10 protein-coding genes are annotated in these 9,043 nt (G+C 71.9%); 3 read left to right on the plus strand and 7 right to left on the minus strand.

The genetic code is table 11. The annotated features are described in order from the left end of the window. Positions 1-197: 197 nt before the first annotated feature. From GTW08_RS09040 to GTW08_RS09055, 4 genes are all read right to left on the minus strand, one after another. Positions 198-1,913 (minus strand): cytochrome b, encoded by a 1,716-nt coding sequence (locus GTW08_RS09040; protein WP_073574276.1) that lies wholly within the window; start codon positions 1,911-1,913, stop codon positions 198-200. Then, on the minus strand, positions 1,910-3,046 hold the full coding sequence (locus GTW08_RS09045) for a ubiquinol-cytochrome c reductase iron-sulfur subunit (protein ID WP_237453677.1): 1,137 nt from the start codon (positions 3,044-3,046) through the stop codon (positions 1,910-1,912). The genes GTW08_RS09040 and GTW08_RS09045 overlap by 4 nt, the downstream gene beginning before the upstream one ends. After that, on the minus strand, positions 3,043-3,831 hold the full coding sequence (locus GTW08_RS09050) for a c-type cytochrome (protein ID WP_226369134.1): 789 nt from the start codon (positions 3,829-3,831) through the stop codon (positions 3,043-3,045). The genes GTW08_RS09045 and GTW08_RS09050 overlap by 4 nt, the downstream gene beginning before the upstream one ends. Before the next feature lie 142 nt (positions 3,832-3,973). Further along, entirely contained in the window at positions 3,974-4,585 is a 612-nt protein-coding gene (locus GTW08_RS09055) for a cytochrome c oxidase subunit 3 (RefSeq protein WP_062396094.1), read from the minus strand. A gap of 189 nt (positions 4,586-4,774) precedes the next feature. Here GTW08_RS09055 and GTW08_RS09060 point away from each other — a divergent pair, with 189 nt between their 5' ends. After that, positions 4,775-5,230 (plus strand): hypothetical protein, encoded by a 456-nt coding sequence (locus tag GTW08_RS09060; RefSeq protein WP_226357828.1) that lies wholly within the window; start codon positions 4,775-4,777, stop codon positions 5,228-5,230. A 23-nt stretch (positions 5,231-5,253) separates the two neighbouring features. After that, positions 5,254-6,297 (plus strand): anthranilate phosphoribosyltransferase, encoded by a 1,044-nt coding sequence (gene trpD, locus GTW08_RS09065; protein ID WP_139282697.1) that lies wholly within the window; start codon positions 5,254-5,256, stop codon positions 6,295-6,297. Between the two features lie 15 nt (positions 6,298-6,312). Here trpD and GTW08_RS09070 read toward each other — a convergent pair whose 3' ends face one another. After that, positions 6,313-6,591, minus strand: coding sequence for an Lrp/AsnC family transcriptional regulator (locus tag GTW08_RS09070; RefSeq protein ID WP_060711495.1), 279 nt, complete (start codon positions 6,589-6,591; stop codon positions 6,313-6,315). 309 nt (positions 6,592-6,900) lie between these two features. Between GTW08_RS09070 and GTW08_RS09075 the strand changes: the two genes are divergently transcribed. Next, entirely contained in the window at positions 6,901-7,212 is a 312-nt protein-coding gene (locus GTW08_RS09075) for a hypothetical protein (protein WP_073574280.1), read from the plus strand. 30 nt (positions 7,213-7,242) lie between these two features. Here the strand turns inward: GTW08_RS09075 and GTW08_RS09080 are convergent, their stop codons facing one another. Next, the gene (locus tag GTW08_RS09080; protein WP_073574281.1) at positions 7,243-8,628 is read right to left on the minus strand and encodes an FAD-dependent oxidoreductase; all 1,386 of its coding nucleotides are present in this window, start codon (positions 8,626-8,628) and stop codon (positions 7,243-7,245) included. Between the two features lie 59 nt (positions 8,629-8,687). Next, positions 8,688-9,043, minus strand: a 356-nt coding sequence (locus GTW08_RS09085) for a PaaI family thioesterase (RefSeq protein ID WP_202416803.1), incomplete at its 5' end; no start/stop codon positions are given.

A 9,043-nucleotide genomic window follows, 5' to 3' on the forward strand; every position in this document is an offset into this window, starting at 1 on the left:
CTCCACGACGGCGCCCCCGGCCGACGACCCCGTGGCCGGACACACGGGACGCGGCGTCCGACCATGCGCAGCCCGCACACGACGGCGGCCCCCGCCGGACGCACGACGGCGCACCGGCACACGACGGCGGCCCCGCCGGAGACCGTGTCTCCGGCGGGGCCGCCGTGGAGTGCTTCCGGGCCGGGCCCGGGCCGTGCTCAGTCGCGCGGCTGCTGCGGACGACCACCGTCGTCGGGGCGGCCCGCGAGCTCACTGCTGCGGGACTCGAGCTCCGCGCGCGCCTCGTGACGCCGGCGGGACTCCTCGAGCTCCCGCTCGTGGGCCTCGTGGCGGGCCACGGCCAGCGCACGGGACTCCTCGACCGGGTCCGGCGTGAGCAGCGAACCGGAGACCGGCTCGCCCGCCGACCCGAGCTGGTTCATCCGCTTGGGCACCGAGGCGCCCTGGTACTCCAGCGGGATGGCGTGGCCGTGCGAGTCGACGCCACCCAGCGGCTGGTGCACCTCGATGAACTCACCGTGCGGCAGCCGCTTGATGATGCCCGTCTCGATGCCGTGCTCCAGCACCGCGCGGTCCGACCGCTGCAGACCGAGGCACCAGCGGTAGGCCACCCAGTACACGATCGGCGGCACGACGAGCAGACCGATGCGGCCGGCCCACGTGGTCGCGTTCAGCGAGATGTGGAAGAAGTACGAGATCCAGTCGTTGAACCCGCACATCACGAGCCACAGGTAGAACGAGATCGCCATGGCGCCGAGCGCGGTCCGGACCGGGACGTCGCGCGGGCGCTGCAGCAGGTTGTGCAGCGCGTCGTCCCCGGTGAAGCGCCGTTCGATGGCCGGGTAGGCCCCGGCGAGCACGAACAGCACCGGCAGGAAGCCCGCGGTGGGGATGAACGCCGCCGGGATCGTGTACGTCCCGAACAGGTAGAACTCCCACGGCGGGAAGATCCGGCCCATGCCCTCGGACCACAGCATGTAGAAGTCCGGCTGCGAACCGGCGGAGATGTGCGAGGCGTCGTACGGGCCGAGGTGCCAGATCGGGTTCATCTGGAACAGCCCGGAGATCAGGGCCAGCACACCGGCGACAACGAAGAAGAACGCGCCGCCCTTCGCCGCGAACTGCGGCATGATCCGCACGCCGACGACGTTGTTCTCGGTCCGGCCGGGGCCGGGGAACTGGGTGTGCTTCTGGTACCACACCAGGCCGAGGTGCACGGCGATCAGCGCGAGGATGATGCCGGGCAGGATCAGCACGTGGATGATGTAGAGCCGCGGGATGATCTCGGTCCCGGGGAACTCGCCGCCGAACAGCGCCCAGTGCACCCAGGTGCCCATGATCGGCACGGTCAGCGTGATGCCCGAGGCGATCCGCAGCCCGACGCCCGAGAGCAGGTCGTCCGGCAGGGAGTAGCCGGTGAAGCCGGCGAAGGTGCCCAGCAGGATCAGCACGACGCCGATGGTCCAGTTGGCCTCACGCGGCTTGCGGAACGCGCCGGTGAAGAACACCCGGAACATGTGGATGATCATCGCCGCGACGAAGAGCAGCGCCGCCCAGTGGTGCAGCTGACGCATGAACAGGCCGCCGCGGACCTCGAGCGAGATCTCCAGCGCGGACTCGTAGGCCCGCGACATGTGGACGCCGCGCAGCGGGTCGTACGGCCCGTTGTAGACGACCTCCTGCATGGAGGGGTCGAAGAACAGCGCCAGGTAGGTGCCCGACAGCAGCACGATGATGAAGCTGTACAGGGCGATCTCGCCCAGCATGAACGACCAGTGGGTCGGGAAGACCTTGTTGAACTGCTTCCGCAGTCCGGCGGCCGCGTGGTAGCGCTGGTCCGCCTGGTCGAGTGCCGCGCCGCCCTTGGCCGCGAGGCCACCTGAGGAGGTGGTGGGTGTCGTGATCGAACTCATGTCGTCTTCGGCCTCTCCCAGAACGCGGGTCCGACGGGCTCCACGAAGTCGCTGCGGGCGACGAAGAAGCCCTCCTCGTTCACCGTGATCGGCAGCTGTGGCAACGGCCGGGCGGCGGGCCCGAAGACGGGCTCGGCGTCCTGCGTGGCCAGGAACTGCGACTGGTGGCACGGGCAGAGAATGCGGTTGTCCTGCGCCTGGTAGAGGGAGGTCGGGCACCCGAGGTGGGTGCAGACCTTCGACCAGGCGTAGAAGTCACCATAGTTGAAGTTCTCCTGCCCGGGGCGCTTCGTGACCTCGGTCCCGGGGCGGAGACGGATGAGCATGACCGGCGCGTCCGAGGCGCGCTGCGCGTGCAGCAGCTCCTCCTCGTTGCCCCGCTCGCTCTCGCGGTACGGGAAGACGGTCATCATCGAACCCGGCTCCATGTCCTCGGGTCGCACTCGGGCGATCTCGGAGAGAATACCCGTGTCGGTGCGCAGGTACACCGTCTCGCCGTTCTCCGGACGCCAGCCCGTGTGCCACAGCGGGGCGTCGTCGCCCTCGGCCCACGGGTTCCGGATGATGCCGCCGAGCGCGACGACACCGGTGCCGATACCGGCGACGGCCGCGGCCAGGCCCGCGCTGCGGATGATCAGCTTGCGACGGCCGATCGTGGTGCCCTTGCCGGCGTCGGCGACCTGGGCCAGGAAGGTGGCGCGGTCGACGTCGGTGGACGGGCCGTCGTGGCGCTGCTGGACCGAGGTCTCGTCCGGGAACAGCTTCTTCACCATCTGGATGACCGCGATGCCGATGGAGAGCACCGAGAACCCGAAGGTGAAGCCGATGACCGGGGTGTAGAGGTTGTAGAGCGCGTGGCCGGGCTCGCCGACGTTGACGTACTCCCACGGCCACGCGATGAACGCGACCACGAAGGCGATCATGGAGATCGCCGAGATGACGAACCACAGCGCGACCGAACGCTCGGCGCGCTTCTCCGCGCGGGTCCCCGGGATCGGGAACGCCGGCGTGTTGTGCACGACCTCGACCTCGTCGAGCTCACCGGCCAGACGGGCCAGCTGCTCGGGCGACATCGCGTCGAGCTCCTCCTTGGTCGGACGACGGTCCGACCCGGTGCTGACTTCGCTGCTCAACTCTTCGCCCCCAACCAGATGGCGAACCCGACCAGACCGGACATCACGACGGCGAAGATGAAGACACCCTCGGCCGTCGGACCGAGACCCAGCAGCGAGTAGCCGCCCGGGTCGTTGGCGTGGTTCACCGACTTGATGTACGCGATGATGTCCTGCTTCTCCTGCGGCGTGAGCTGCTGGTCGGAGAAGCGCGGCATGTTCTGCGGACCGGTCTGCATCGCGGTGTAGATCTGCTCCTCGCTGGCCGGCTCGAGCGCGGGAGCGTACTTGCCGGACGACAGCGCGCCGCCGACACCGGTGAAGTTGTGGCACGAGGCGCAGTTCAGGCGGTACAGCACACCGCCGCGGCCCGGGTCGTCGCCGCGCAGGGCCTCGCCGGTCGCGGCCGGGGTGACCGGCCCGCCGCCGTTGGCCTGCACGAACGCGCCCAGCGCCTCGAGGTTCGCCCGGCCCTCCTGGGTCTCCGGGTCGAAGATCGGCAGCGGGTGCTTGCGGGCCGCCTGGGCCTCCTGGCGCGCCATCGGCATACGACCCGAGGACACCTGGAAGTAGACCGCCGCGTCACCGACGCCGATGAGGCTCGGGCCGCGGTTCTCGACGCCCTGCAGGTTCGCACCGTGGCAGGTGATGCAGGTGTTGTTGTAGAGCTGCTCGCCCTTGGCGATCAGCGCGGTGTCCTGCTGCGCCTGGGCGACCTGCGGCTGCGGCGCGAAGGCGGCGTAGAGGAAACCGACGGACAGCAGTCCCAGCCCGATGGCGAGGGCGCCGGCGATGCGGCGCTTCATCTTGCCGTGCGGACGGGTGCGGCCCCCGGCCTTCTCGTCCGGCCGGTCGGCCGGTGGTGGGTTCTGGTTCTCGGTCATCGCTGGGGGTCTTCCAACCTCGACGTCGTGGCGGGTGCTGTCAGGGAACGGGCGGCGCGATCGGTCAGCGGATGAAGTAGATCGTGGCGAACAGCCCGATCCACACCACGTCGACGAAGTGCCAGTAGTACGACACCACGATCGCCGCGGTGGCCTGGGCGGGCGTGAACTTGCTGAGCTTCGTGCGGATGATCAGGTACACGAACGCGACCAGGCCGCCGACCACGTGCAGCCCGTGGAAGCCGGTCGCCAGGTAGAAGACCGACCCGTAGGCGCTCGACGCGATCGTCGTCTCGTGCGAGGTGACCAGGGTGTAGTACTCGAAGGCCTGGCCGAGCACGAAGAACGTCCCCATCGCCAGCGTCAGGGCGTACCAGCGACGCAGGCCGAACACGTCACCACGCTCGGCGGCGAACACGCCGAACTGGCAGGTGAACGAGGACGCCACGAGCACGATCGTGATCGCGAGCGCGTAGGGGACGTCGAGCTCGGTGGGCGGCGGCGGCCAGGGGCCGTCGTTCTGCGCCCGCGCGGTGAAGTACATCGCGAACAGCCCGGCGAAGAACATCAGCTCGCTGGAGAGCCAGACGATGGTGCCGATGCTGACCAGGTTGGGGCGGTTCAGCGAATGGATCCGCGCGCTGATGTTGGGTGCCGCTGTCGTCACGTCGGGCATTATGACCCGAGCCGAACTTCTACGGCTTGTCGGGATACCCCTCGCCACATCACGATCGGCGAACGGGCCCCATGATCACCGAACTCTTCGCCTGGTCGGGGCGACCGGGCGGGCGCCGGACGGCCCCGTCCCGGACCGCCGACTCGACAACGTTCGGGGCCGACGGAGGGTTCCCCTAGTATCGCCGGCGTGAGCGGACGAGCGGCAGAGATCGGCAGCGCGGCCGGATCGGTGACGGGGACCAGCACGGTGCTGGTCTACAGCCACCGTCCCGAGGTCCGCGAGAGCATCATCGAGGCGGTCGGGCGGCGGCCCGCGCCGGACGTGGGCCGGGTGCGCTGGGTGGAGGCGGCCGGCATCGCCGAGGTCCTCGCGGCCTGCGACGCCGGTGAGGCCGACCTGCTGGTCCTCGACGGCGAGGCTCAGCCGACCGGCGGGATGGGCGTGGCCAAGCAGCTGCGTCACGAGATCGTCGACTGCCCCCCGATCGTGCTGACCGTCCGCCGCCGGGACGACCGCTGGCTCGCCACCTGGTCGGAGGCGGACGCCGTGCTCGTGCACCCGCTCGACCCGATCGAGGCGGCCGAGGTCGTGGCGCAGGTCCTGCGCGACCACCGGCCCGGCACCCTGACCCAGCAGCAGTAGCGAGACAGAGGACACCTCACGTCGTGAGCGCACCCACCTGGCCCTCCGTGATCGGCCGCCTGATGCGCGGCGAGGACGTGACCGCCGACGAGGCGACCTGGGCGATGGGTCAGGTCTTCGCCGGCGAGGCGACCCCGGCGCAGCTCGCCGGATTCCTCGTGGCGCTGCGCGCGAAGGGTGAGACGCCTGCGGAGATCTCCGGCATGGCCGACGCGATGCTGGCCCACGCGCTGCGGGTGCACGTGCCCGGGCGCTCGGTCGACGTCGTCGGCACCGGCGGGGACCAGGCGCACACGGTGAACATCTCCACGATGGCGGCGATCGTCGTCGCGGCGGCGGGTGCGCCGGTGGTCAAGCACGGCGGGCGCGCGGCGTCGTCGCAGTGCGGGACGGCCGACGTGCTGGAGGAGCTGGGCGTCGCGATCGAGCTGACCCCGTCCGCGGTCGAGCGGTGCGCCGCGGAGCTGGGGATCGCGTTCTGCTTCGCGCAGTCCTTCCACCCCGCCATGCGCTACGCCGGCGCGGTCCGTCGCGAGCTCGGCGTCCCGACCGCGATGAACCTGCTCGGGCCGCTGTCCAACCCGGCCCAGCCGGAGACCGGCCTGATCGGCTGCGCCGACCCCCGGCACGCCGCGACGATGGCCGAGGTCTTCGCCCGGCGCGGCAAGTCGGTACTGGTGGTGCGCGGCGACGACGGGCTCGACGAGCTGACCACCACCGGGCGCAGCACCGTCTGGATCAGTGACGGCGGCACCGTGCGCGAGGAACGGCTCGACCCGGCCGACCTCGGGGTCGGCGTGGCCACCGCCGAGGACCTGCGCGGCGGCACCCGGCAGGTCAACGCCGCCGTCGTCCGCGACCTGGTGGCCGGCAAGACCGGGCCGGTGCGCGACGCCGTGCTGCTCAACGCCGCCGGGGCGCTCGCCGCGCACCGCGGGGTCGGTGCCGACCTCACCGCGTCGGTCGGGGCGGCACTCGACGCCGTCGCCGAGGCGGTGGACTCCGGTGCGGCCGCGGACCTGCTGGCCCGCTGGGCCGCGCTCTCGACCGAGCTCGCGTCGGCCTGACCCGCGGGGGCCGGCTCAGTCGAGCCCGATGGCGAACGCGGCGTCGGTGTCGGCCTTGGAGTAGGACCGGAACGCGATGTGCGTGTCGGTCCCGACGACGCCGTCGATCCGGCTGAGCCGGCTGGCGATCACGTCGGCGAGCTGCTCGTGCTCGCGCACCTTGACGATCGCAATCAGGTCCACGTCACCGGCGCAGGAGTAGACCTCCGACACGCCGTCGAGGTCCGCGATGGCCTGCGCGGTCTCGGGGATCCGGTCGGCGGCGGTGTGCACCAGGACGATCGCGGTGATCACGGTGGGGCTTCCCCTCGGGTCAGGGCGTGGCGGACACCGATGAGGCTAGTGGGGGCATCCCCTGTGGCGCAGGCCGCATCCGGTTGCTACTGTGATCGTCATGCGCACCGTCGAGCACACCCTTGCTCCGGCCGCAGCGCTGCCCGCACGACTTCTCGCGGTAGTAGCACTGCGCGTCGGCTGATCCAGGCCGCCGACGCGCCCGCGCCGCAATCCCGGCGCTTCCCTCCCGCACACCGCGGTGAGGTTTTACGAGACCTGGCTCGCGTTCCCGCTTCTCTCTCGCGCAACGCATGGAGCCACACGATCATGAGCATCACCGCCGACCGTCCCACCACCACCTTCTCCTTCCCCACCGGGTCCGGTGGCGCCGCCGACATCGCGTCCCGGATGCCCCGCCGGCACACCGTCGTCACCGGCGACGGGATGGCCGGGGTCATGCAGATCGCCTCGGCGCTGCAGGGATGTGGCCGCACGCTGCGCGAGTTCTGCGTCGACGTCCGTGAGGGTGTCGCCTACAGCTCGGTCACCTGCACCATGTCCATGACCCCCGACGAGGCCGAGGACTTCTCCCGCGGCATGGGCGCGATGTCCTGCGTCATGGCGGTCGACCCGTACTGAGCCGTACGGCGGCCGCGCGGGAACCGACCGCTACGACCGCGAGCTGCGGCTGCGGGCGGCGTCGAGCATCTCCGCCCGGTCCGCGATCTTGACCCGGTCGGTGCCGCCGCGCCGCTCCCCCAGGGCGAGCTCGGCGGCGTCGAGACGCAGCCAGTCCTCCCACAGCACGGGGTCGACGCCGTAGGAGCGCATCCGCTCGACGACGGCGACGCCGCCCGGCCGCGGCGGCGTCGACAGGGCAGGCAGGTCGGCCAGCACCGACTCCGCGGTCTGCGCGCCGTCGCCCTTGTTGGTGCCGATCACCCCGGTCGGGCCCCGCTTGATCCACCCGGCCACGTAGCTGCCGCGCACCGGCTCCCCGCCGAGCAGCACCCGTCCGGCCTCGTGCGGGACGGTGCCGGTGGCCGCGTCGAACGGCAGCCCCTCGATGGGCTCGCCCGCGTAGCCGATGGCCCGCACGACCAGGCCCGCCTCCAGGGTCTCCCGCTCCCCCGTGCCGCGCACCCGGCCGTCGTCGCCGAGGGCGTTGCGTTCGATCTCCACGGCGCCGACCCGGCCGGTCCCGTCGTCGACGAGCCGGACCGGGGACCGCAGGAACCGCAGGTGGATCCGCCGGGGCGCGCCGGTGGAGGACCGGCGGGCCCATGCGGTGAGCATCTCGATGTTCTGGCGCATCCGGCGCTCCTCCGGCTCGGCGACGTCTGCGGCGAGCAGGCCGTCGTCGTGCACCACGACGTCGACGTCGTCGAGGCCGCCGAGACCGCGCAGCTCGGCGGGGGTGAACTTCACGTGCAGCAAGTCGCGCCGGACCAGTACGTGCACGTCGGTGACCGCGCTCGCCCGCAGCGCGTCGAGCACCGCGTCGTGCGCGTCGGTGGCGGCGAGGTCGTCGGCGGGGCGGGCCAGGACCCGCGCGACGTCGACGGCGACGTTCCCCGCGCCGACCACGACCACGCCGGGGCGGTCGAGCAGCGGGCCGGGACCGACCGCGTCGGGGTGCCCGCAGTACCAGGACACGAACGCACCGGACCCGACCGAGCCCGCGAGGTCCTCCCCCGGGACGCCGAGGTCGCGGTCGACCGCGCTGCCGGTGGCGTGCACGACGGCGTGGTAGTGCTCCCGCAGCGCCTCCCCCGGGATACCGCCGGGGCCGACGTGGACGTTGCCGAGGAACCGGACGCGGTCGCTGTCGTCGAAGGTCCGCACCAGCGCGCGGATGACCGACTTCATCTTCACGTGGTCGGGGGCGACGCCGTACCGGACCAGACCGTAGGGCGCGGGCAGCCGGTCGATCACGTCGACGTGCACCGACGGGTCACCCGCCAGCAGCGCCTCGGCCGTGTACAGGCCGGACGGTCCGGACCCGATGACGGCGATCCGGTGGGGTCGTGGGGCGGGGACCTGCGGGGTCGACACGTGCGCACCTCCGAGCCGGGGACGGTGACGACGCTAACAGCGACGACCCGTCCGGGCGATCATCGGCGCAGCGCGGTGCCGACGGCGCGCACCGCGGTCCGCCCGTCGGGCAGCACCAGCTCCGTGCCCAGGGTGCGGAAGCGGCGACCGTCGCGGATCGCGACGGTGCGGGCCCGCAACCAGTCGGTGATCTGCACCGGGCGCAGGAACTCCACGGTCGTCGACAGCGGCCGGGCGTCCGCGGCGCCGGGGTACGCGGCCTGGGCCGCGGCGGCGAGCCCGGACAGGACCGCACCGTGGGTGGTGCCGTTGAGGTTCGTCGTCGACGGGCCGGGGGTGAACACGACGTCGCCGTCGGCGTCGCGCTCGAGGTGCTCCGGCCGCAGGCGGGTGGCGTCGAACGGCGGCAGCGCGG

The sequence above is a fragment of the Pseudonocardia sp. SID8383 genome, from assembly GCF_009864975.1.
Lineage (GTDB): Bacteria > Actinomycetota > Actinomycetes > Mycobacteriales > Pseudonocardiaceae > Pseudonocardia > Pseudonocardia alni.